Below are 21,778 nucleotides of genomic sequence, written 5' to 3'. Positions count from 1 at the left end.
TCCGTGCAGAAGAAGCGTGGCCGCCGGGTCCTGAAACGTGTGCTGTGGAGTCTCGCGATCGTGCTGGTGCTGGCGGTGGTCGGCGTCCTCGCGTACACGCAGATCGGTGTCATGGCCGCCGAGCCGGAGCCGCTCGCGAGCGTACGGGAGAACCCCGCGATCACCGTCACCGACGCGGACGAGGGCATCGTGCTCGCCCCCGCCGACGGCGACTCGGATCTCGGCCTGGTCTTCATCCCCGGCGCCAAGGTCGACCCGTGGGCCTACGCGGCCATCCTCCAGGGGCTCGCCGAGGAGGGAACCACGGTCGTGATCACCCGCCCCTGGCTGAACCTGGCCTTCTTCGACCCGCGCGGACTCGACGCTTTCACCTCGGTCGCCCCGGATATCGATGTCTGGGGTGTCGGCGGGCACTCGCTCGGGGGCGTCCGTGCCTGCCAGCTCGCAGCGGATGCCGACGCGCTGGTGCTGTTCGGCTCGTACTGCGCGACCGACGTGTCGGACAGCGGCCTTCCGGTCCTCAGCATCTCGGGCGGCGAAGACGGCCTCTCCACTCCGGAGAAGATCGCAGACGCGCGCGACCTGCTGCCCGCTGACGCCGAGATGGTGGAGATCGACGGCGCATCGCACGCATCTTTCGGGGATTACGGCCCGCAGGACGGCGACGGCACCCCGACGATCTCGACGGACGAGATGCACGACGAGGTCACGCGACTCACCGAGGAGTTCCTCGCGCCGGTCGCGCCCTGAGACTCACTCCCCCGCGTCGATGACCGCATCCAACAGCGGATGCAGGTGTCGCGAACGGAGGACGGTAGCGGCTGTCCGGGCGCCCACCTCGAGTGCCGCGCCGACTCCCGCGCCGTCCAGGCGCGCGTCGAGCACGCCCGCGAGGAAAGCGTCGCCCGCACCGTTCGTGTCGATGACCTCGACGGGCACGGCCGCCACCCGATACTCGACCCCCTCCGCATCCACGGCCACTGCGCCCTCGGCCCCGAGCGTGCACACGGCGAGTGAGGCACCGGCGGCGATGCGGGAGTGCAGGAATGCGACCGGGTCCGGGAGGCGATCCGCATTGCAGAACACCGCGTCCGCCGCCGCCAGGAACGGGCGGTGGAACTCGGCCTCACCGTCGTAGTCGTGCACGTCGACCCAGATCGGGACTCCGGTCTCGCGCGCCATCGGCAGGAGCCGCAGCGGTTCGGCGGCGAGGTCGAGCACGATCACCGCCGCCTCCCCCATCCGCTCGCGCACCCAGGCATCGTCCTCGCCCGCGGTCGCCTCCGGCGACGACAGGTAGAGCGAGACCCGGGCTCCCGCGCGGGTCATGAGGTTCAGATGCCGCTCGGTGGCTCCTTGACCCCAGCGCACTCGCACCCTCGCACCATCGAGGGCCGCACGCACGCGGCCGCCCTCCTCGTCGGGTCCGGCGAGGGCATAGAGCTGCGTCGCACGCCCGAGCCCGGTGAGGCTCAGCGCCTTTCCGGCACTCGTGCCGCCGACGGTCGCCCACGTCTCCTCGGCGAACTGCATGTGGGGCACCGGCTCGGGAAGCCGGTCGAGAACGACGATCGTGTTCCACGAGGCGGGACCGGCGATGAAGACGGAGTCGGGCATGCGACCATCCTGCCGCTTCGACACCGTCAGCCGATGCGCGACACCAGGGCGTCCAGGCCCATACCGTAGTCGATGCGCACCACGGGGAGGGCGAGCTTGTCGGTGCCGATGGTGACGAACCCGGGTTCGATCGTCCGTGCCATCTCGTAGCCGGCCTGCCGGACGCCCTGCTTGGCGGTGTCGTTGTAGTGCCCGAACGGATAGGCGATGACCTCGCGAACGCCCAGAGTGTCGCCGGAGAGGTTGAGGTCGGCGGCGATCTGATCCGCGGTCCCGTTCACCATCAGCCCGTCACCGTTATCGCCCGCCTTGTGCATGTCGTGCGTGTGCGAGCGGCGCAGTACGTGGATCGACGGCGGCGGGTCGGAGCGGTAGGCGGTCACCATGAACGACGTCGCGAGCAGCTTGTGCTTCGCCACGACGGGGGCCCCGAGGTCGAACCAGGTCTGGTCGGCATCGTCATCCGTGATGATCACGCTCCGCGCGGGCAGCGAGAGCCGACCGTCGATGAAGGCGCTCAGCTCGTCCCAGGTGGGCAGGTAGAAGCCCGTCGTCGCGATGTGGTTCATGTGCGCGTCGAAGTCGCCGATGTAGGCGTAGTTGCCGCGCAGCCAGCCGGACTCCCCCTCGGGATTCGCCGTGAACTGGTGGTACATGAGGATCGGGACCTGCACGCCCTCGGCCGCGTTCTGCTCCGGCGTCTTCCAGGCGGCGAAGAGCTCGACCTGCTGCTGGTCGCAGACGACGGGGTCCGCGCCGTTCACCCGTGCGGCGACGGTGTAGGCCGCGGCATCCGCCGCCGTCGCGTACCAGCCGGCGAACACACGACCGGCGAGTGCCGGGATCGGGAGCGCCTGGTACAGACCGTCCTGCCGCTGCAGCTGGGGGTCGGCCGGAACCCCTTCGCCCGTGAACGTCACCGCGCAGGCGAGCGGATCATCGGCATCCGCGATGAGCTGCTCCGCCGGTGTCAGCGGGACCACGGTCTCGACCGGAGTCGGTGTCCGTGTCGGCTTCGCTTCGGCCTCGGCCGGTGCATGGTTCAGCCAGACGTATGCCGCGAAGCCACCGCCCACGACGACGATCACCGCAGCGATGATGATTCCCGCGACGCCCCCGCGCCGTCTCCCCCCGGAGGCCACGGTCAGATGTCGAATCCCTCGGCGATCAACTCGACGAGCTCCTCCCGCTCCTCGACGGGGAGGAACGCGGCCGCAGCCGCATTGAACTGGAACGTCTCGAGATCGTCGAGGTCGTACTCGAAGGTCTCGACGAGCAGGGCGAGCTCGCGGGTCAGCGAGGTGGCGCTCATCGTGCGGTTGTCGACGTTCACCGTCACCGAGAACCCGAGCTGGTACAGCAGATCGAACGGATGGTCGGCCAGGGTGTCGCCCCACGCGGCGATCGCACCGGTCTGCAGGTTCGACGACGGCGACAGCTCGAGCGGGATCTCGCGGTCGCGCACCCAACGGGCCAGGTCGCCGAACTGCACCTGCACCTCGTCGCCCTCCTGCGTGACGACCTGGAGGTCTTCGGCGATGCGCACGCCGTGGCCGAGGCGCAGCGCGCGACCGTCGATCAGCGCCGAGCGGATGGACGCGAGCCCTGCGGCCTCACCCGCGTGCACGGTCACCGGGAAGAAGTTGTCGGCGAGGTAGTCGAACGCCGCGCGGTGGTTCGACGGCGGGAAGCCGTCTTCCGGGCCGGCGATGTCGAAGCCGACGGCGCCACGACCGCGGAAGGCGACCGCGAGCTCCGCGATCTCGCGTGCCCGGTCGGTGTGGCGCATCGCCGTGATGAGCTGGCCGACGCGGATGCTGCGACCGTCGCGATCCGCCGCGTCCTCGCCCTCCTCGATGCCCTGCTGCACGGCTTCGACGGTCTGCTCGAGCGTGAGGCCCTGCGCCTGATGCTGCTCCGGAGCCCAGCGAACCTCGCCGTAGACCACGCCGTCGGCCGCGAGATCCTGGACGAACTCGCGCGCGACGCGGGTGAGCCCTTCCTGGGTCTGCATCACGGCGGTGGTCAGGTCGAACGTCTTGAGGTACTCGACCAGCGAACCGGAATCGCTCTGCTTCGCGAACCACTTCCCGAGGGCTGCGGGCGTGGATTCCGGGACCTCGAGGCCGATGGAGTCCGCGAGCTCGAGGATCGTCGAGGGGCGCAGAGCGCCGTCGAGGTGGTCGTGCAGCGACACCTTCGGGAGGCTCCGCAGGGAGACGCCCTGCAGCGTGACGTCGCCGTTCGCATCGATCGACATGGTGATCCTCTCGGTCGCGGATGTGCTCAGTTCAGGCTAGCGGTCGCGAGTCACGCCGTGATGCGCTCGCGCACGATGGGACCGGCCGCCGGAGCCTCGTCGCCGATCTCCCACGAGCCCTCGAGAGCATCGAGAGCCCGGCCGAAGCGTGCGTCGTCGGCAGCGGAGAGGGTGAACAGCGGCTGCCCCGCGACGACGCGGTCACCGGGCTTGGCGTGCAGGTCGATCCCCGCCTCGAAGATCACCGGATCCTCGGCCCTGGCGCGACCGGCTCCGAGCCGCCAGGCGGCGATACCGAACGGCAGCGCGTCCATGCGCGTCATCACCCCGTCGGCCGGGGCAGTCACGACGTGCGTCTCCCGTGCGGTCGGCAGCGCCGCATCGGGGTCGCCGTCCTGGGCGCGGATCATCGCCTTCCAGGTGTCCATCGCGCGGCCGTCGTCGAGCGCGGCTTCCACGTCGGCATCCGGCTGTCCGGCGAGGGCGAGCATCTCCCGTGCCAGGGCGAGGGTCAGCTCGCGGACATCGGCGGGGCCGCCGCCGGCGAGGATCTCGACGGATTCGCGGACCTCGTTGGCGTTGCCGATCGCGAGTCCGAGCGGCACGTTCATGTCGGTGAGGAGCGCGGTCGTGGCCACGCCGGAGTCGGTACCGAGCGCGACCATCGTGCGCGCGAGTTCGCGGGCGCGGTCGATGTCCTGCATGAAAGCGCCGGAGCCGAACTTCACGTCGAGCACGAGCGCGTCGGTGCCCTCGGCGATCTTCTTCGACATGATGCTCGACGCGATCAGCGGGATCGCCTCGACCGTGCCGGTGACGTCACGGAGGGCGTACAGCTTCTTGTCGGCGGGCGCGAGACCCGAACCCGCGGCGCAGATGACCGCGCCGACATCGCCCTGCATCTGCGCGAACATCTCCTCGTTGCTGAGGGCGGCGCGCCAGCCGGGGATCGACTCGAGCTTGTCGAGCGTGCCGCCGGTGTGGCCGAGTCCGCGACCGCTGAGCTGCGGGACGGCGACGCCGAACGACGCGACCAGCGGGGCGAGCGGCAGGGTGATCTTGTCGCCGACGCCGCCGGTGGAATGCTTGTCGACGGTCTTCTTGCCGAGCGAGGCGAAGCTCATCCGCTCCCCCGATGCGATCATCGCGTCGGTCAGTACGCGGATCTCATCGCGCTCCATCCCGCGCTGGAAGATCGCCATCGCGAACGAGGCCATCTGCGCGTCGGAGACGTAGCCGCGGGTGTACGCGTCGATCATCCACCGCAGCGCCGCCTCGGGGACCGCACCGCCGTCGCGCTTGGCGCGGATCACGTCCACCGCGTCGAAGGGCTCAACAGTCATCGTGCTTCCTCCAGGTCGCGCGGCCCGAACGCGTCGGGCAGCACCTCGTCGATCGTGCGGATGCCGGAGACGGTCTCCAGCAGCATGCCCGGCATCGCGTGCTCGAACAGCAGCTGCCGGCAGCGTCCGCACGGCATGATCGTCTGTCCGTCGTTGTTCACGCACACGAAGGCAACGAGCTGGCCGCCGCCCGACATGTGCAGATCGCCGACGAGGGCGCACTCGGCGCACAGGGTCACGCCGTAGGAGGCGTTCTCGACGTTGCAGCCGGCGACGATGCGGCCGTCACCGACGAGGGCCGCCGCTCCCACGCGATAACGCGAATACGGCGCGTACGCCTTCGTCATGGCATCCGTGGCGACCTGGCGCAGTTCATCCCAGTCGATGTCTGTCATTGCGATGCTTTCCTCTTCCGACCGGCTAGGACTTTATGTAGGGCTTGCCGTCGGCGGCGGGCGCCTTGATCTGCCCGGCGAATCCGGCCACGGCGAGCAGCGTGACCAGGTACGGCAGCATGAGCATGAACTCACCCGGGATCGGCGTCTTCAGGATCGACAGCAGGTTCTGCAGGTTGGTCGCGAAGCCGAACAGCAGCGCGGCGAGCGTGGCACGGATCGGGTCCCAGCGGCCGAAGATCACGGCGGCGAGGGCGATGAAGCCGAGTCCCGCCGTCATGTCCTTGCCGAACTGCGGCACCGAGACGAGCGTGAAGTACGCACCACCCATGCCGGCGATCGCCCCCGCGAGCAGCACGTTCCAGAATCGGGTCGGGTTCACCTTGATGCCGACGGTGTCCGCGGCCTGCGGGTGCTCACCCACGGCACGGAGCCGCAGACCCCAGCGGGTGCGGTACAGCCCCCACGCGACCACGGCGACGGTGATGAACATCAGGTATCCGATGAACGTCTGGTTGAACAGGACGGGCCCGATGATCGGGATGTCGCTGAGCACCGGGATCTCGACGCGCGGGAACCGGACGGGGGTGTTCAAGGTCATCTCGTTCGGTGCGAGGAGTGCGCCGTAGAGGAAGCCGGTGAGACCCGTGACGAGGACGTTGAGCACGACACCGACGATGACCTGCTCGACGAGGTACTTGATCGCGAACGCGGCCAGCACGCTGGCGACCAGCACGCCGCCCACCATCGCCCCGATCAGACCGACGAACGGGTTGCCGGTGATGCTCGAGAGCAGAGCGGCGGAGAAGGCACCGAGCAGGAGCTGACCCTCGATCGCGACGTTCACGACACCGGCGCGTTCGCCGATGACGCCGCCCAGAGCACCGAACACGAGCGGTACCGACAGCGACACCGCTCCGAACAGCAGGCTGGTGACCGGCACGAGTCCCCCGGCGGATGCCCAGACGAGGAATGCGAAGACGGCGAGCACCCCGTAGGCCACGACCAGCCACAGCGAGGGCTTGCGGTAGGTCCATGCCCGGAGGAAGGCACCGACGGTCAGGACCACCAGGATGCCGAACACGACCCAGAAGGTCGAGGCGGTCGGCAATGCCACGTCGGGCAGCGAGAGGGCCGAGGACTGGTCGGAGAGGCGGAACGTGCTGGTGCCCGAGCGCGGCACCGCGAGGAACAGCAGCGCCAGCAGCGCGGTCGCTGCGGCGAGGACGATCGGCGCTTTGAGGTGCCGCTCCTTGACCGTCGCGAGCTGCACCGTGCCGTCGGCGGCCTGGGTCTGAACGAGGGACATCATGCCATCACCGCCTTCTTCGCGGCCTTGGCTCTTGCCTTGGCAGCCTTCTCCGCATCGGTCTTCGGAAGGAAGAACACCGTCCGCAGCAGCGGCGGCGCCGCGATGAACAGCACCACGAGCGACTGCACCACGAGCACGATGTCGACCGGGATGTCCTGCGCCTGCATCGAGAACGAGCCCGCCTTGAGCGCCCCGAACAGGATGCCGGCGGCGAACGTGCCCCACGCACGGCTGCGGCCGAGGAGCGCGACCGTGATCGCGTCGAAGCCGATGCCGGCGTCGATCGTCTCGGTCACGCCGGTGGTGACGGCGCCCTGGATCTGGTTCATGCCGGCGAGACCCGCCAGGCCTCCGGCGAACAGCATCGCGTAGACGTAGATGCGCTGCACGCTGATGCCGGCGGCGCGTGCCGCATGGGGGTTCTCCCCCACCGCGCGCATCCGCATGCCGAGCGACGAGCGCTCGATCAGCCACCAGACGAACAGCGTCGCGACGATCACGATCACGAAGCCGAGATCGAGCAGCGGGAACTGCGGACCGAGCAGGGTCGGGAACTGCGCGCTCTGCGGCGTCGCCGAGCCGAGTGCCTGGTTGGTGCCCGGCTTCTGCAGCAGGCCCGGCGTGCGGATCATCCACAGCAGCAGGTAGTACGCGATGTAGTTGAGCATGATCGTGAGGATCACCTCGTGCGCACCGGTGCGCGCCTTGATGAGCCCCGCGATGGCGCCCCAGAGAGCACCGCCGGCGATACCGGCGATCAGCGTCACCGGGATGTGCAGCCAGATCGGCAGATCGAGCGAGAAGGTCAGCAGCGCCGCGACGGCGACACCGATGAGCATCTGCCCACGGGCACCGATGTTGAACAGGCCGACGCGGAATGCCAGAGCGACACCGAGGCCGGCCGCGATCAGCGGAGCCGCGAAGCCGAGGGTGTTCGTCAGCGGGCGGATCTGGGCTGCGAAGTCCGCGCCGCGGGCGTTGAAGATCGCTCCGCGGAACAGCGCCTCGTAGCCATTGTACACGGCGTTCCAGGCGGCGACGAACGTGTCGCCCGGCTGCGCGAAGAAGTACACCGAGGCCGTCTGCACGTCTTCGTTCGTGAAGGCGATGAGGATGCCGCCCACGATCAGTGCCAGGACGATCGCGAGGATCGTCGTGACGGCGTTGCCGCGGAGGATCTCCTTGAGGATGAGGTTTCCGCGCGGAGGCGGCGGCACGTCGGAGGGGTCGCGCGGGACGGTGCCGGTGCTCGTGGCGAGCTCCTGCGGCGGGATCCCCTTGGTCACATCTCCTGCGCCGGGCGTCGCTCCGCTCACGCGGCCACCTCCCCTTCGGCCGCTCCGGCCATCATGAGTCCGAGTGTCTCCCGAGGCGTGTCTCCGGGGACGATGCCGACGATCGTGCCGCGGTACATGACCGCGATCCGGTCGGCGAGAGCCGCGACCTCGTCGAGCTCCGTGGAGACGACGATCACGGGGATGCCCGCATCGCGCGTCTCGATGATCCGCTTGTGGATGAACTCGATCGAGCCGACGTCCACGCCACGGGTCGGCTGCGCGGCGACGAGGAGCCGCAGGTCGCGGCTCATCTCCCGGGCGATGACGACCTTCTGCTGGTTGCCGCCCGACAGCGTGCCCGCCGGCGTCTCCGGCCCCTGCGTGCGGATGTCGTACTCGGTGATGCGCGCACGGGCGAACTCGTCGAGAGCCGAACGGCGCAGCGTGCCGGCGCGGCTGAACGCCGGGTCGTCCGAGCGGTCGAGGATGAGGTTCTCCGCGACGGAGAAGCCGGCGACCAGCCCGTCCTCCGTGCGGTCCTCGGGGACGAAGCCGACGCCGGCGTCGAGGATGGCGCGCACGCTCTTGCCGACGAGTTCCTTCCCGTCGAGCACGATGCTGCCTTCGACGCGGGCGGCGAGGCCGACGATGGCCTCCACCAGTTCGGTCTGGCCGTTGCCCTGCACACCGGCGATCGCGAGGACCTCGCCGGGACGGACGGCGAGGTCGACGCCGTCGACGACGATCGCGCCCGTGGCGGTGAGGACGCGCAGTCCCTTGACTTCGAAACCGCCCTCGCCCAGGCGGGGCGGGTCCTTGTGCACGGTCAGCTCGACCGCGCGACCGACCATGAGGGAGGCGAGCTCCGCGTTCGTCGCGGTGGGAGACGCCTCGCCGACGACCTTGCCCAGACGGATGATGGTGATCTTGTCGGCCACCTCGCGCACCTCGCGCAGCTTGTGCGTGATGAACACGATCGCCGTGCCCTCGTCGCGCAGCTGACGCATGATGTTCATCAGCTCGTCGGTCTCCTGCGGGGTGAGCACCGCGGTCGGCTCGTCGAAGACGAGCACCTTCGCGTCGCGCGACAGGGCCTTGATGATCTCGACCCGCTGCTGCACGCCGACGGGCAGGTCGCCCACGAGCGCATCCGGGTCGATGTCGAATCCGAAGCGGGCGGCGACCGAGCGCACGTGCTCTCGCGCCTTCGCGATGTCGAGCCTGCCGAGCGCCTTGGTCTGCTCGTGACCGAGCATCACGTTCTCGGCCACGGTGAAGACCGGGACGAGCATGAAGTGCTGGTGGACCATCCCGATCCCCGCAGCCATCGCGTCGCCAGGACCGCGGAAGCGCTGCACCCCGTCATCGAGGAGGATCTCTCCCTCATCGGCCTGGTACAGGCCGTAGAGGACGTTCATGAGCGTGGACTTGCCCGCGCCGTTCTCGCCGAGGAGCGCATGGATCTCCCCCGGCTCGACCACCAGATCGATGTGGTCGTTGGCCACGAGGCTACCGAATCGCTTGGTGATGCCGCGAAGTTCGAGCTTCATATCTGCACCTTATCCAGAAGAGTTATCCAGAACAGTCATCCAGGAGAATCATCGTCCGTCCACGGCACGGGGCGAGTGGCAGACTGCTCACCACTCGCCCCGTGCTGGACCGGTATCGACTTACGGGGAGTTCTCGGACTCCACCGTGATGTCACCGGCGATGATCTGCTTCTGCAGCTCGGCCAGCTCGTCGAGCAGGCCGTCGGGCAGCTCGCCCTCGAAGTCGCCGAAGCCGGAGAGCTTGACGCCCTCGTTCTCGAGCGTGCCGACGTACGGCGCTGCGTCGAACTCGCCGGCGGCGGCCGCGACGGTGGCGTCATGCACGGCGACGTCGATCGCCTTCATGATCGAGACCAGCGTCATGCCGGCCACGTTCGGGTCGGCCACGGCCAGGTCGCTGTCGACGCCGAGCATCAGCGTGTCCTTGCCGCTGTCGGTGATCGCCGCAGCAGCGCTCTGGTAGACGGGACCGCCGACCGGGAGGATCACGTCGACGCCCTGGTCGAGCACGCCCTGTGCGGTCTGCTTGGCGGTGTCGTTCGCGTCGAAGCCACCCGTGAACGAGCCCTTCTGCGTCGCGGCGTCCCACCCGAAGACCTCGACCGCAGCCGACTTGTCCTCGTTGTACTTGTCGACGCCGAGCTGGTAGCCGTCCATGAACACGGCGACCGACGGGATCTGCATGCCGCCGAAGGTGCCGACCTTGTTCACGCCGCTCTGCGCGGACCAGGCTGCCGCGGCGTAGCCGCCGAGGTAGGCCGCCTGCGCGGTGTCGAAGACGAGGGGCTTGATGTTCGGGGCATCGGTGGTGCCGTCGAAGTCGTTGTCGGCGTAGTCGTCGATGATCGCGTAGTCGATCTCGGGGTTCGCGAGCGCGGACTCGACCGTGGCTGCGGAGAGCTTGAAGCCGACGGCGACGATGAGCGAGCAGCCTTCGGAGACCGCGGTCTCGAGGTTCGGCGCGTAGTCGTTGTCGTTCGCGGACTCGAACTCGAGGGGCTTGATGCCGAGCTCGTCAGCCGCGCTGTCCATGCCCTCCTTGGCCGACTGGTTGAACGACTTGTCGTTCCAGCCGCCCGCGTCGGAGATGAGGCAGGGAAGGAAGTCGGAGTCGACCGGCTTCTCGGAGCCCGCGGGCTTGTCGGTCGGTGCCTGACCGCAGCCGGCGAGCGCGAAGATGACGCCCGCGGCGACCGTCGCGCCGAGCAGCTTCTTGGTGGTGGAGATGGTCAACTGATGCCTCCCTCAACGAAACCGCGGCCATCGCGGATCGATCAAAGTTACCTACTGTTTCGCCTTTTGCGCACGTACGCGGCGGATGCGCTGGCCAAAGGTTACAAAGCTGAAATCAAGCCACCCGATGAGCGTAAGCGCCTGCTCATCGGCGCAGGGTTCAGAGCACGTCTCCGCGGCCGGTGAGCTTGAGGGACTCGACCACGCCCTTCACGCGCTGCGCGTGCTCGACCGTGGTGACCAGGAGCGCGTCGGGGGTGTCCACGACGACGATGTCCTGGACGCCCACCAGGCTGATCACCCGAGACGTCTGACTGACGAGGATCCCGCTCGCGCCGTCGGTCAGCACCCGGGCATTCGGCCCGAGGACGGCGAGGTCGTTCTTGCGTCCGTTGTTGATGAGCTTGGTCAGCGAGGCGAAGTCACCCACGTCATCCCAGTCGAAATGGCCGGGGACCACCGCGAGCCGTCCGCGGCGGGCGGCGGGCTCCGCGACCGCGTAGTCGATGGCGATCTTCTTCAGGCGCGGCCAGATGCGGTCGACCGCAGGTCCGCGCAGCTCGCGGTCGTCCCAGGCCTCGGCGAGTTCGAGGAGCCCGGCGTGCAGCTCGGGCTCGTTCGCGGCGAGCTCGTCCAACAGCACGCTCGCCTTCGCGATGAACATGCCGGCGTTCCACAGGTAGTCGCGATCGGCGAGGTACTCCTTCGCCGTCTCCAGGTCGGGCTTCTCGACGAAGCTCTCCACGAGCGCGGCCTCGCGCGCGCCGTCGACCACGAGCTCCGGGCCCTTCTTGATGTAGCCGAAGCCGATCGCCGGCTCGGTGGGTGAGATGCCGATCGTGCAGATGTATCCCTCGCGGGCGACCTCGACGGCGTCGCGCACCGCGAACTCGAACACGCGCGTGCTGCGGATCACATGGTCCGCGCTGAACGAGCCGATGATCACGTCGGGCTCGCGTCGGTGCAGGATGGCTGCGGCGAGGCCGATCGCGGCGGCCGACTCCCGCGGCTCCGACTCGAGGAAGACGTTGAGGTCGGCGATGCCCGGCAGCTCGGCCTCGACCGCGGCGCGGTGCGCGCGTCCGGTGACCACGGCGATCCGGTCGGATCCGCTGAGCGGTTCCAGGCGGTCCCAGGTGTCGCGGAGCAGCGAATGCCCGGAACCCGTGAGGTCGTGCAGGAACTTGGGCGCGTCCGCCCGGGAGAGCGGCCAGAGCCGGCTGCCGATGCCGCCGGCGGGAATCACTGCGTAGAAATCCTTGATGGGTGCGCTCACCCTGCCAGGGTAGCCCGAGGAGACCTCTCGACATCGAGATACTTAGGCTCCCCTTCGTCGCTCCCAGTCTTCTGACAGGAATAGGATGGACAGCGATCGGGCGTGCCTGACTTCGACAGGCTCACACTTGAACGAGAGCAGCGCATGCGACCGACGCACATCGATCAGGGAGGACGACCGTGTCCACGAGCGCTCGCTTGACACCGTCGATTTCGGAAACCACGTCCAAGACCCCCCGCGGCACCCTCTATCGGGGCCGCGAAGGCATGTGGTCGTGGGTGCTTCACCGCATCACCGGAGTCGCCATCTTCTTCTTCCTGTTGGTGCACGTGCTCGACACGGCACTGATCAGGGTCTCGCCGGAGGCGTACAACGCCGTGATCGGCACGTACAAGAACCCCATCATGGCGTTCGGCGAGGTCGTGCTCGTGGCCGGCATCGTGTTCCACGCGATGAACGGACTGCGAATCATCGCCGTCGACTTCTGGTCGAAGGGCGCCAAGTACCAGCGTCAGCTCTTCTGGGGCGTGCTGCTGGTCTGGGGCATCATCATGGCCGGCTTCGTGCCCCGCCACCTGATGCTCGCGTTCGCCGGATTCGGAGGGGGACACTGATGACCGCGCAGACCATCGCAGCCCCGGCTCGCCGCCGGCGCGGAGTCAACCTCGAGAAGTGGGGCTGGGTCTTCATGCGCGCCTCGGGCGTCGTGCTCGTGGTGCTGATCTTCGGCCACCTCTTCGTCAACCTCATGGTCGGCGAGGGCATCCACGCCCTCGACTTCGCATTCATCGCCGGCAAGTTCGCCACGCCGTTCTGGCAGTGGTGGGACGTGCTGATGCTGTGGCTCGCACTGATCCACGGCGCCAACGGCATGCGCACGATCGTGAACGACTACGTCACGAACACCACCGCCCGGAAGGCCCTCACCTGGGCCCTCGGGCTCGCCGCCGGCCTGCTCATCATCCTGGGCACGCTCGTCGTCTTCACGTTCGACCCGTGCCTGGGTGCGACCGAGGACAGCGTCCTGTGGAGCGAATGCGCCGCACTGGTCGGGAACTGAGAAGAAGGCTAAGAAGAAGTGACTACCGAGACGCAGGATTCCGTCGTCCGTGACGGCGTGCACTACCACCAGTTCGACATCGTGATCGTGGGCGCCGGTGGCGCCGGGATGCGGGCGGCCATCGAGGCCGGCCCCGGGGCGAAGACCGCCGTGATCTCCAAGCTGTACCCCACGCGCTCGCACACCGGTGCGGCGCAGGGCGGCATGGCGGCAGCCCTCGCGAACGTCGAGGAGGACTCCTGGGAGTGGCATACCTTCGACACCGTCAAGGGCGGCGACTACCTCGTCGACCAGGACGCGGCGGAGATCCTCGCGAAGGAGGCCATCGAGGCGGTCATCGACCTCGAGAACATGGGCCTCCCCTTCAACCGCACGCCCGAGGGCAAGATCGACCAGCGCCGTTTCGGCGGGCACACCGCAGAACACGGCAAGACCCCGGTCCGCCGCGCCTGCTACGCCGCAGACCGCACCGGCCACATGATCCTGCAGACGCTCTTCCAGAACTGCGTCAAGCTCGGCATCAACTTCTTCAACGAGTTCTACGTGCTCGACCTGCTGACGGTGAAGGACGCCGACGGCAAGACCCAGGTCTCGGGCGTCGTCGCGTACGACCTCTCGACCGGCGAGCTGCACGTGTTCCAGGCCAAGGCCGTGATCTTCGCGACCGGCGGCTTCGGCAAGATCTTCAAGACGACCTCCAACGCGCACACCCTCACGGGCGACGGCGTCGGCATCGTCTGGCGCAAGGGCCTCCCCCTCGAGGACCTGGAGTTCTTCCAGTTCCACCCGACCGGGCTCGCCGGCCTCGGCATCCTCCTCACCGAGGGCGCACGAGGCGAGGGCGCGATCCTGCGCAACGCCTCGGGAGAGCGCTTCATGGAGCGCTACGCCCCGACGATCAAGGACCTCGCTCCGCGTGACATCGTCGCGCGCTGCATGGTGCAGGAGGTCGCGGAAGGCCGCGGCGCCGGCCCGCACAAGGACTACGTGCTGCTGGATTGCACGCACCTGGGAGCCGAGGTCCTCGAGACCAAGCTGCCCGACATCACGGAGTTCGCCCGCACGTACCTGGGCGTGGACCCGGTCGTCGAGCCGGTGCCGGTGATGCCGACGGCGCACTACGCCATGGGCGGCATCCCGACCAACAACAACGGCGAGGTCCTGGCCGACAACGACACGATCGTCCCCGGCCTGTACGCCGCCGGCGAGTGTGCCTGCGTCTCGGTGCACGGTGCCAACCGTCTCGGCACCAACTCCCTGCTCGACATCAACGTGTTCGGCAAGCGCAGCGGCCGCAACGCCGTGGAGTACGTCAAGACGGCCGAGTTCGTGCCCCTCCCCGAGAACCCCGCCGGCTTCGTCTCCGGCATGCTCGAGGACCTGCGCAACAACCAGGGCACCGAACGCATCGCCGTGCTGCGCAAGACGCTGCAGGACGAGATGGACAAGGGCGCGCAGGTCTTCCGCACGCACGACTCGCTGCAGCACGTGCTGGGCGTGATCGCCGAGCTGCGTGAGCGCTACAAGAACGTGCACGTCGACGACAAGGGCAAGCGGTTCAACACCGACCTGCTCGAGGCCGTCGAGCTGGGCTTCCTTCTCGACATCGCCGAGGTCGTGGTCTACGCCGCGCAGAACCGCGAGGAGAGCCGCGGCGGCCACATGCGCGACGACTTCCCGACGCGCGACGACGAGAAGTACATGAAGCACACCATGGCCTACCTCACCGGTGACCCGCACTCGTCGACCCCGAGCGACCACATCAAGCTCGACTGGAAGCCCGTCGTCTTCACGAAGAACGATCAGGGCGAATTGAACTACCCGCCGATGGAGAGGAAGTACTGAGCATGTCGAACGCCATCGCCGAAGCACCCGCGGACACGACCGCAGAGACCGGCATCCAGTCCTTCATCGTCACGTTCAACATCCGCCGGTTCGACCCCGAGGTCGATGCCGAGCCGCACTGGGTCGACTACGACGTGGAGCTGTACTCCACCGATCGTGTCCTCGACGCGCTGCACAAGATCAAGTGGGAGGTCGACGGCTCGCTGACCTTCCGCCGCTCCTGCGCGCACGGTATCTGCGGCTCCGATGCCATGCGCATCAACGGCCGGAACCGCCTGGCCTGCAAGACGCTGATCAAGGACCTCGACATCTCGAAGCCGATCTACGTCGAGGCCATCAAGGGCCTGCCGCTGGAGAAGGACCTCGTCGTCGACATGGAGCCGTTCTTCGCCTCGTACCGCGAGGTGCAGCCGTTCCTCGTCGCCAGCTCCGTCCCGGAGAAGGGCAAGGAGCGCGTCCAGACGATCGCCGACCGCGAGATCTTCGACGACACCACCAAGTGCATCCTGTGCGCCGCGTGCACCTCGTCCTGCCCCGTGTTCTGGACCGACGGCCAGTACTTCGGCCCTGCCGCGATCGTGAACGCGCACCGCTTCATCTTCGACTCCCGCGACGACAACGCGGCCGTGCGTCTGGACATCCTCAACGACAAGGAAGGCGTATGGCGCTGCCGCACGACCTTCAACTGCTCCGAGGCCTGCCCGCGCGGCATCGAGGTCACCAAGGCCATCGCCGAGGTCAAGCAGGCGGTTCTTCGCGGCCGTCCCTGACGCGCCCCGCAGGCCATCATCCGAGAACAGGCGGTTCCCTTCCGGGGCCGCCTGTTCTCGTGTCTCCGCCTGTTCACGCGTCTCCGGCTGTTCTCACGTCCCCGGCTGCTCTCGCCTCGCGCGGCCCTTGGATAGGGTGGGGACGTGTCTGAACCCGATGGCTCCGCGGCCGAGCCCGGTCGCCTCGATGCGGCCGTCGAGCGCGCGACCGCACTCACGCAGCGCACTCTCGGCCTGTTTCCCGTCCGCGTCTGGCGACACTTCCTGCAGCGCAACGGGTTCCTGCTCGCTGCGGGCGTGAGCTATCAGGCGCTCTTCGCGATCTTCGCGGCGATCTACCTCGCCTTCGCCATCGCCGGGCTCTGGCTCGGCGGCAGCGAAGAAGCCGTCAACGGTCTGATCGACATGATCAACAGGTACATCCCCAACCTGATCCTCCCCGAGGGGGGCGTCTTCACGCCGGAACAGGTGCAGGACGTCGCCGCGAGCACCGCCAACGTCCTGGGTATCACCGGCCTGATCGCCCTCGGAACCGTCATCTGGACGGCCATCGGCTGGGTGACGTTCTCGCGGCGAGCGACCAGGGACATCTTCGGCCTTCCTCCGGACCGGCGCAGCTACGTCATCCTGAAGGCCCGGGACCTGCTCGCCGCACTGATCTTCGGCGTCTCGTTGATCGTCGGCTCCCTCCTCAGCTCCGCCAGCGCCGCCGTGTTGAGTTGGCTCCTCAGTCTGCTGGGCTGGGATTCCGGCTCGGACGGGCTGAACCTCGGCATCCGCATCGCGACCGTCATCGTGTCGTTCGCCATCATGTCGACGGCGCTGGCCGCCATGGTCCGCTTCCTCACAGGGACGTCCCTGCAGTGGCGGACCATCTGGCCCGGTGCCCTTCTCGGCGGCGGCGCGATGACCGTTCTCCAGTACGGAGCCGGTTTCCTTTTGAGCTATACCCCGTCGAATCCGCTGCTCGCGACCTTCGCCATCTTCATCGGCCTCCTGCTGTGGTTCCGCGTCAACGGCGTCGTGATGCTGGTGGCCTCGTCGTGGATCGCGGTCGCCGCGCAGGACCGGGATCAGCCCCTGCTGGAGCAGACCGAGGCGGAGCGCCGCCTGATCGAGTACGAGACCCTGCTCACCGCGGCACGGATCCGTGTGCGAGAGGCTCGCGAGGCCCGCGACGCCGCCCCGTGGTTCCAGGCATGGACGGCGGGACGAGCGCTGCGCGCCGCGGAGAACGAGCTCGCGGCTCTCGAGGCGTCCCCTCCCCCGCCCGTGGATTCCCCCACCCCCTTCGCGCAGCGACTCATCGCCGACCTGCACCGGCCGGATCGGGATGTCGGCGGCGCTCGTTAGGCTTGTGAGCATGCCTCATCTGCGTATCGCCACGGTCAATGTCAACGGAATCCGAGCCGCAGCTCGCAACGGGATGAGCAGCTGGCTCGACGAGGCCGGAATCGACATCCTCACGCTCCAGGAGGTGCGCGGGCAGGACGAGCACCTCGAAGCCGCGCTGCCCGGCTGGTCGTTCGTGCACGACGAGGCCACCGCCAAGGGTCGCGCGGGCGTCGCCATCGCGAGTCGTACGCCGGCCATCGCGTCGCGCACCGAGTTCGGTGCTGCGGACTTCGACTCGAAGGGCCGCTGGATCGAGGCTGACTACCTGCTCGGAGACCGCCCGCTCACCGTCGTGAGCGCGTACGTGCACTCCGGCGAGGCCGACACCCCGAAGCAGGACGAGAAGTGGAAGTTCCTCGACGCGTTCGGCACGCGGCTCGGCGAACTCGGCGCCGACGGTGCGCTCGCCCTCGTCACCGGGGACCTCAACGTCGGGCACCGTGAGCTCGACATCAAGAACTGGCGTGGCAACCGCAAGAAGGCCGGATTCCTGCCCCGTGAGCGTGCCTACTTCGACCGCTTCCTCGGCGAGTCGGGCGCAGAGATCACCGCCGTCGACGGCACGATCGGCACGGGCCTCGGGTGGGTCGACGTCGGCCGCCGCTTCCACGGCGAGATCGACGGGCCGTACACATGGTGGTCGATGCGCGGTCAGGCATTCGACAACGACTCGGGGTGGCGCATCGACTACCACCTCGCCACGCCGGCACTCGCCGAGCGCGTCGCGACCTATCACGTCGCCCGCGCGGCGGCCTACGACCAACGCTGGAGCGATCACGCTCCGGTCGTCGTCGACTACTCGTACTGACCCGATCCGGGGGCGGCCCCGGCGTCGCGGTCGGTGTGCTCCGCGTGGCGGTACCAACCGCGGTACTCGAGGACTGTTCCGAGCACGGGGTTCGTGGCGCGCATCGCGATGGTGCGACGCTGCTCGGCGTCGTCCCAGCCGTCGACGAGGTCGACATCGAGGCGCAGGATGCCGCGAAGTGTGATCCGGTGTCTGCCGACCCGCAGGGCCACCGCGCGGGAGCGCATCCGCAGGGCGCCCTCCGACGTGACGGCGCACTCCTCGAGCATCTCAACGCGCCCGCGAACGCCCAGTACGTTGTGGAGGATCCCGGGGCGCTCGGTCACCGTGAGGCGATCGGAGATGTGCTGGATCGCCCCGGGAAACCGGAACTCCCGCCGGGCGGCGAGGGTCGCCCGGCCCGATCGCGATCGGCCGGCCACCGTGTCGATCCGGAACGGGACATCGCGGGCGAAACGCGTGACGAGCAGTCCGGGTCCCACCACCGGGTACCCCAGAGCGGTCAGCCGCCCGAACCGGCTGCCGGCGACCGAGAACACGCCGGCCGCGCTGTCGCTCTCGGCCTCCACCCGCATCTGCGCGAGGATCTCCGGGTGCAACCGCTCCGCGTCGTCGCCGAGCGCGGCGAGGAAGACGGCGCCCCTGGCCGTCATTCGCGAAGCTCCTCACGATAGGGCTTGACGGTCGCAGGCGCCGGCCCCTCGACGAACTCGCACGTGAACGCGCCGCGGTAGCCGAACAGGAATCCGAGGATGTCGTTGTGGATCTCGAGATCGATCAGGAACCGCTGCTGCTCATCGTCGTATCTCTCCCGCAGACGCGCCCGCCCGCTGAACAGCATCGGGAATCGGAAGGCGAGAGGCCCCTCGTAGAACCGCTGCTCGCCGGAGGTCAGCTGCAGAGCGCCGTCGTCGGTGACGGCCAGGTCGAGGTCGACCGCCAGGTGCTGATGCGTGCCCAGATAGTCGACCACTCGACGGCGGGCATCGCTGTAGATCATGGTGGCGTCGAAGCGTCGGCGACGCCCGGGGCGCACTTCCATCGTCCGGACGAACGTCACGGTCTCACGGCCGAAATCATCGAGGTACGCATGGTTGTCGATCCGGAACGGGACATCGCGTCCGCGCTCCGGGAAGAGGATGTTCCGGAACGTCCCGATCAGCAGGAAGGGCAGCGTCCACCAGGGGCCACGACGCACCTCCGTCATCGTGCCGCGTCCGATGCAGCCGTACCCGGCCTCGACGCCGACCCCGAAGCGACGCTGGAGCTGCGGGTGGAGCCGGGCGAAATCGTCTCCGAGCGAGCGCTCGAAGATACCGGTCGACGTCGTCATGCGATCTCCTCGAGCGATCTCGGTGCGTCGTCCATGATCGTGCGCCCGGTGCGGCGGGCAGGTCGCGATCGACAGTTCCGCGCACGGGGCCGATATCCGCGGCGCAGCGACCGCCATCCGCTGGCTTGCTCCGGGGAGGTCCCCTCTTCCGCCCACATCCGCAGGCGGTCGAAACTCCGCGCGGTCAGCCACCACACGAACGGGCGGATGAGGAACGGGTCGCACAGGCGCCCGAGCCATCCCCATCCCGGGACGTAGTCGTAGCCGGTCAGGAATCGCACGCCCTCCGGCGTCGGGATGTATCGCCAGTATCCGCGGCCGGCACCCAGCGGCGACAGGGCGTCCTCCGTGTCGAACAGCAGCGCCGAGGTCCGCTCGCCCGCAGGTCCCTCGCGGGTGGCGAGGGAGACTCCCGTGCCGCGGATCGTGTGCACCCCGAGGTCGAGCTCGTATCGGAACTCCCGTGCGCCGTCCGATCGCGTGCGCTGCGGAACGATGTCGCTGAATCGCGCATCCCAGCGCACGTGAGAGGCGGGATCCTGCGTCAGCCGCCAGACCTCCTCCAGCGGCGCGCGGATGAGGACCTCGACGTAGAGGGCTTCGTCCCCTCGTCTGCGGCGGAGAGGGGATTCGGGCGTCATGCGCCCATCGTATGGGCCCCGCACACACCCCATAGGATTGAGGGTGTGACGAAACCGCGCCTTTACTCCGGAATGCAGCCCTCCGCCGACTCCCTCCAGATCGGCAACTACATCGGCGCGCTGCTCCAGTGGCGAGACCTGCAGAGCTCCTACGATGCCTACTTCTCGGTCGTCGACCTGCACGCGCTCACCGTCGCACAGGACCCGGCAGAACTCCGTGAGAAGACACGTCGCACCGCCGCGCAGTACATCGCCGCGGGCATCGAGCCGTCGCTGTCGACCCTGTACGTGCAGTCCCATGTGCGCGCGCACGCCGAGCTCGCTTGGATCCTCAGCACGATCACCGGTTTCGGCGAGGCCGGCCGCATGACGCAGTTCAAGGACAAGTCGACACGGTACGGAGCCGATGCCACCAGCGTCGGCCTGTTCACGTATCCGGTCCTCATGGCCGCCGACATCCTGCTCTACCAGACCGATGTGGTGCCGGTGGGCGACGACCAGAAGCAGCACGTCGAGCTCACCCGTGATCTCGCCGAACGCTTCAACTCCCGCTTCGGCGAGACATTCACGGTGCCGATGCCGGTCATCCAGAAGGAGACCGCGCGCATCTACGACCTGCAGAACCCGACCGCCAAGATGTCGAAGTCGGCGGAGAGCGACGCGGGAGTCCTGTGGATGCTCGACGACCCGGCGAAGTCGGCGAAGAAGATCATGCGCGCGGTGACCGACAACGAGGGCTCCGTGCGCTTCGACCGGGAGAACAAGCCCGGTGTCTCGAACCTCCTCACGATCTACGCGGCCCTCAGCGGCCGCCAGGTCGCCGCGATCGAGGACGAGTACGCGGGTCGCGGCTACGGCGACTTCAAGAAGGGCCTCGCCGAGGTGGTCGTGAACGAGTTCGAGCCCGTGCGCGCGCGTGCACTCGAACTGCTCGACGATCCTGCAGAGCTCGACCGCATCCTGGCCGAGAACGCCGGCCGCGCGGACGCCGTCGCCGATGCGACCCTCTCGAACGTGTACGACCGCGTGGGGCTCCTCCGGCGCGTCTGAGCCGCGCCCTAGGATGGGGGACGTGACTGATCCACAGCTGCCTCCCCCTTCCGGCGCCGAGCCCTTCGCGCCGCCGGCACCGCCCGCCGCACCGCCGTACGCAACGATTCCGAACGCTCCGGCTGCCGCGTATCCGGCAGCCCCTCCGGGCGCGTACCAGGTTCCCGTCGGCGGCTACGCCTCCCCGGCAGGCGCCTACACGGCCCCAGACACCACGGTCCGCCCGTCCGGCCTGTTCGGGACGATCGCGCTGATCCTCGCGCTCCTCGCCGCGGTCGTCACCCCCATCATCGCCGGCATCGCGGCCTTCGAGATCGGGCGCGTCCTCCCGCAGGGCGTGACGACGTCGACCACCGAAGACCTCAGCGTACTCTCCCCTGCACGGGACCAGGTCCTCTGGGCCGAGCTCTCCTTCTGGATCGGCACGGTCCTCGGGATCGCCGCGATCGTGCTCGGCATCATCGCCATCGCCAAGCGCAGGGGCCGTGGCGCCGGTATCGCAGCCGTCGTCGTCGCCGTGCTCGGCGCGGTCATCTTCTTCACTGTGCTGGTCGCCGCGCTCGCGGCCGGAAGCGCCGCAGGCTTCGCGACCTACACGTCCTGACGACGCTCT

22 protein-coding genes are annotated in these 21,778 nt (G+C 68.5%); 9 read left to right on the top strand and 13 right to left on the bottom strand.

The window, feature by feature from the left end:
* Nucleotides 1-3: 3 nt before the first annotated feature.
* Nucleotides 4-750 (top strand): alpha/beta hydrolase, encoded by a 747-nt coding sequence (locus ACCO44_RS09740; RefSeq protein ID WP_372466436.1) that lies wholly within the window; start codon nt 4-6, stop codon nt 748-750.
* A gap of 3 nt (nt 751-753) precedes the next feature.
* On the opposite strand, the gene ACCO44_RS09735 is transcribed toward ACCO44_RS09740, so the two are convergent.
* The 10 genes from ACCO44_RS09735 to ACCO44_RS09690 form a co-directional block, all read right to left on the bottom strand.
* On the bottom strand, nt 754-1,617 hold the full coding sequence (locus tag ACCO44_RS09735) for a carbohydrate kinase family protein (protein ID WP_372466435.1): 864 nt from the start codon (nt 1,615-1,617) through the stop codon (nt 754-756).
* A gap of 26 nt (nt 1,618-1,643) precedes the next feature.
* The gene (locus tag ACCO44_RS09730; RefSeq protein WP_372466434.1) at nt 1,644-2,705 is read right to left on the bottom strand and encodes a polysaccharide deacetylase family protein; all 1,062 of its coding nucleotides are present in this window, start codon (nt 2,703-2,705) and stop codon (nt 1,644-1,646) included.
* A 56-nt stretch (nt 2,706-2,761) separates the two neighbouring features.
* The gene (locus tag ACCO44_RS09725; protein WP_029262549.1) at nt 2,762-3,877 is read right to left on the bottom strand and encodes an adenosine deaminase; all 1,116 of its coding nucleotides are present in this window, start codon (nt 3,875-3,877) and stop codon (nt 2,762-2,764) included.
* Nucleotides 3,878-3,927: 50 nt separating this feature from the next.
* Nucleotides 3,928-5,220, bottom strand: a complete 1,293-nt coding sequence (locus ACCO44_RS09720; RefSeq protein ID WP_029262550.1) for a thymidine phosphorylase — start codon at nt 5,218-5,220, stop codon at nt 3,928-3,930.
* Entirely contained in the window at nt 5,217-5,615 is a 399-nt protein-coding gene (locus ACCO44_RS09715) for a cytidine deaminase (RefSeq protein ID WP_029262551.1), read from the bottom strand. The genes ACCO44_RS09720 and ACCO44_RS09715 overlap by 4 nt, the downstream gene beginning before the upstream one ends.
* Before the next feature lie 25 nt (nt 5,616-5,640).
* Entirely contained in the window at nt 5,641-6,924 is a 1,284-nt protein-coding gene (locus ACCO44_RS09710; protein WP_372469392.1) for an ABC transporter permease, read from the bottom strand.
* Nucleotides 6,924-8,243, bottom strand: a complete 1,320-nt coding sequence (locus tag ACCO44_RS09705) for an ABC transporter permease (RefSeq protein WP_029262553.1) — start codon at nt 8,241-8,243, stop codon at nt 6,924-6,926. Before ACCO44_RS09705 ends, ACCO44_RS09710 begins: the two co-directional genes overlap by 1 nt.
* Entirely contained in the window at nt 8,240-9,754 is a 1,515-nt protein-coding gene (locus tag ACCO44_RS09700; RefSeq protein WP_372466433.1) for an ABC transporter ATP-binding protein, read from the bottom strand. Before ACCO44_RS09700 ends, ACCO44_RS09705 begins: the two co-directional genes overlap by 4 nt.
* A 120-nt stretch (nt 9,755-9,874) precedes the next feature.
* Nucleotides 9,875-10,987, bottom strand: a complete 1,113-nt coding sequence (locus tag ACCO44_RS09695) for a BMP family protein (RefSeq protein WP_029262555.1) — start codon at nt 10,985-10,987, stop codon at nt 9,875-9,877.
* A 160-nt stretch (nt 10,988-11,147) separates the two neighbouring features.
* Complete coding sequence (locus ACCO44_RS09690) at nt 11,148-12,263, bottom strand: mannose-1-phosphate guanylyltransferase (RefSeq protein ID WP_029262556.1); 1,116 nt, start codon at nt 12,261-12,263, stop codon at nt 11,148-11,150.
* 179 nt (nt 12,264-12,442) lie between these two features.
* Here ACCO44_RS09690 and sdhC point away from each other — a divergent pair, with 179 nt between their 5' ends.
* From sdhC to ACCO44_RS09660, 6 genes are all read left to right on the top strand, one after another.
* Nucleotides 12,443-12,877 carry a succinate dehydrogenase, cytochrome b556 subunit gene (gene sdhC, locus ACCO44_RS09685; protein WP_105710884.1) on the top strand — a complete coding sequence of 145 codons (435 nt, stop codon included), beginning with the start codon at nt 12,443-12,445 and terminating at the stop codon, nt 12,875-12,877.
* The gene (locus ACCO44_RS09680; RefSeq protein ID WP_091030821.1) at nt 12,877-13,323 is read left to right on the top strand and encodes a succinate dehydrogenase hydrophobic membrane anchor subunit; all 447 of its coding nucleotides are present in this window, start codon (nt 12,877-12,879) and stop codon (nt 13,321-13,323) included. Before sdhC ends, ACCO44_RS09680 begins: the two co-directional genes overlap by 1 nt.
* A gap of 18 nt (nt 13,324-13,341) precedes the next feature.
* Nucleotides 13,342-15,168, top strand: a complete 1,827-nt coding sequence (gene sdhA / locus ACCO44_RS09675) for a succinate dehydrogenase flavoprotein subunit (RefSeq protein ID WP_029262558.1) — start codon at nt 13,342-13,344, stop codon at nt 15,166-15,168.
* Nucleotides 15,169-15,170: 2 nt separating this feature from the next.
* Nucleotides 15,171-15,938, top strand: coding sequence for a succinate dehydrogenase iron-sulfur subunit (locus ACCO44_RS09670; RefSeq protein WP_105710885.1), 768 nt, complete (start codon nt 15,171-15,173; stop codon nt 15,936-15,938).
* A gap of 144 nt (nt 15,939-16,082) precedes the next feature.
* Nucleotides 16,083-17,291 (top strand): YihY/virulence factor BrkB family protein, encoded by a 1,209-nt coding sequence (locus tag ACCO44_RS09665; RefSeq protein WP_029262560.1) that lies wholly within the window; start codon nt 16,083-16,085, stop codon nt 17,289-17,291.
* Between the two features lie 10 nt (nt 17,292-17,301).
* Complete coding sequence (locus tag ACCO44_RS09660) at nt 17,302-18,141, top strand: exodeoxyribonuclease III (protein ID WP_181156274.1); 840 nt, start codon at nt 17,302-17,304, stop codon at nt 18,139-18,141.
* Here ACCO44_RS09660 and ACCO44_RS09655 read toward each other — a convergent pair.
* From ACCO44_RS09655 to ACCO44_RS09645, 3 genes are read right to left on the bottom strand one after another with little or no spacing between them, the layout of a single operon-like run.
* Nucleotides 18,129-18,794: a DUF4166 domain-containing protein gene (locus ACCO44_RS09655; protein ID WP_372466431.1), complete on the bottom strand. Its 666-nt coding sequence runs from the start codon at nt 18,792-18,794 to the stop codon at nt 18,129-18,131. The genes ACCO44_RS09660 and ACCO44_RS09655 overlap by 13 nt on opposite strands.
* Nucleotides 18,791-19,474: a DUF4166 domain-containing protein gene (locus tag ACCO44_RS09650; protein ID WP_372466430.1), complete on the bottom strand. Its 684-nt coding sequence runs from the start codon at nt 19,472-19,474 to the stop codon at nt 18,791-18,793. Before ACCO44_RS09650 ends, ACCO44_RS09655 begins: the two co-directional genes overlap by 4 nt.
* Entirely contained in the window at nt 19,471-20,115 is a 645-nt protein-coding gene (locus ACCO44_RS09645; RefSeq protein WP_372466428.1) for an SRPBCC family protein, read from the bottom strand. The genes ACCO44_RS09650 and ACCO44_RS09645 overlap by 4 nt, the downstream gene beginning before the upstream one ends.
* Before the next feature lie 45 nt (nt 20,116-20,160).
* Here ACCO44_RS09645 and trpS point away from each other — a divergent pair, with 45 nt between their 5' ends.
* Together trpS and ACCO44_RS09635 are read left to right on the top strand one after the other, a co-directional pair.
* Nucleotides 20,161-21,165 carry a tryptophan--tRNA ligase gene (trpS, locus tag ACCO44_RS09640; protein WP_081859884.1) on the top strand — a complete coding sequence of 335 codons (1,005 nt, stop codon included), beginning with the start codon at nt 20,161-20,163 and terminating at the stop codon, nt 21,163-21,165.
* 22 nt (nt 21,166-21,187) lie between these two features.
* Nucleotides 21,188-21,769, top strand: a complete 582-nt coding sequence (locus ACCO44_RS09635; RefSeq protein WP_051662343.1) for a hypothetical protein — start codon at nt 21,188-21,190, stop codon at nt 21,767-21,769.
* Nucleotides 21,770-21,778 lie beyond the last annotated feature (9 nt).

Source organism: Microbacterium maritypicum, assembly GCF_041529975.1.
Taxonomy (GTDB): Bacteria; Actinomycetota; Actinomycetes; order Actinomycetales; family Microbacteriaceae; genus Microbacterium.
Note: the sequence above shows the minus strand (reverse complement) of the source record. Positions and strands in the feature narration are given on the sequence as shown.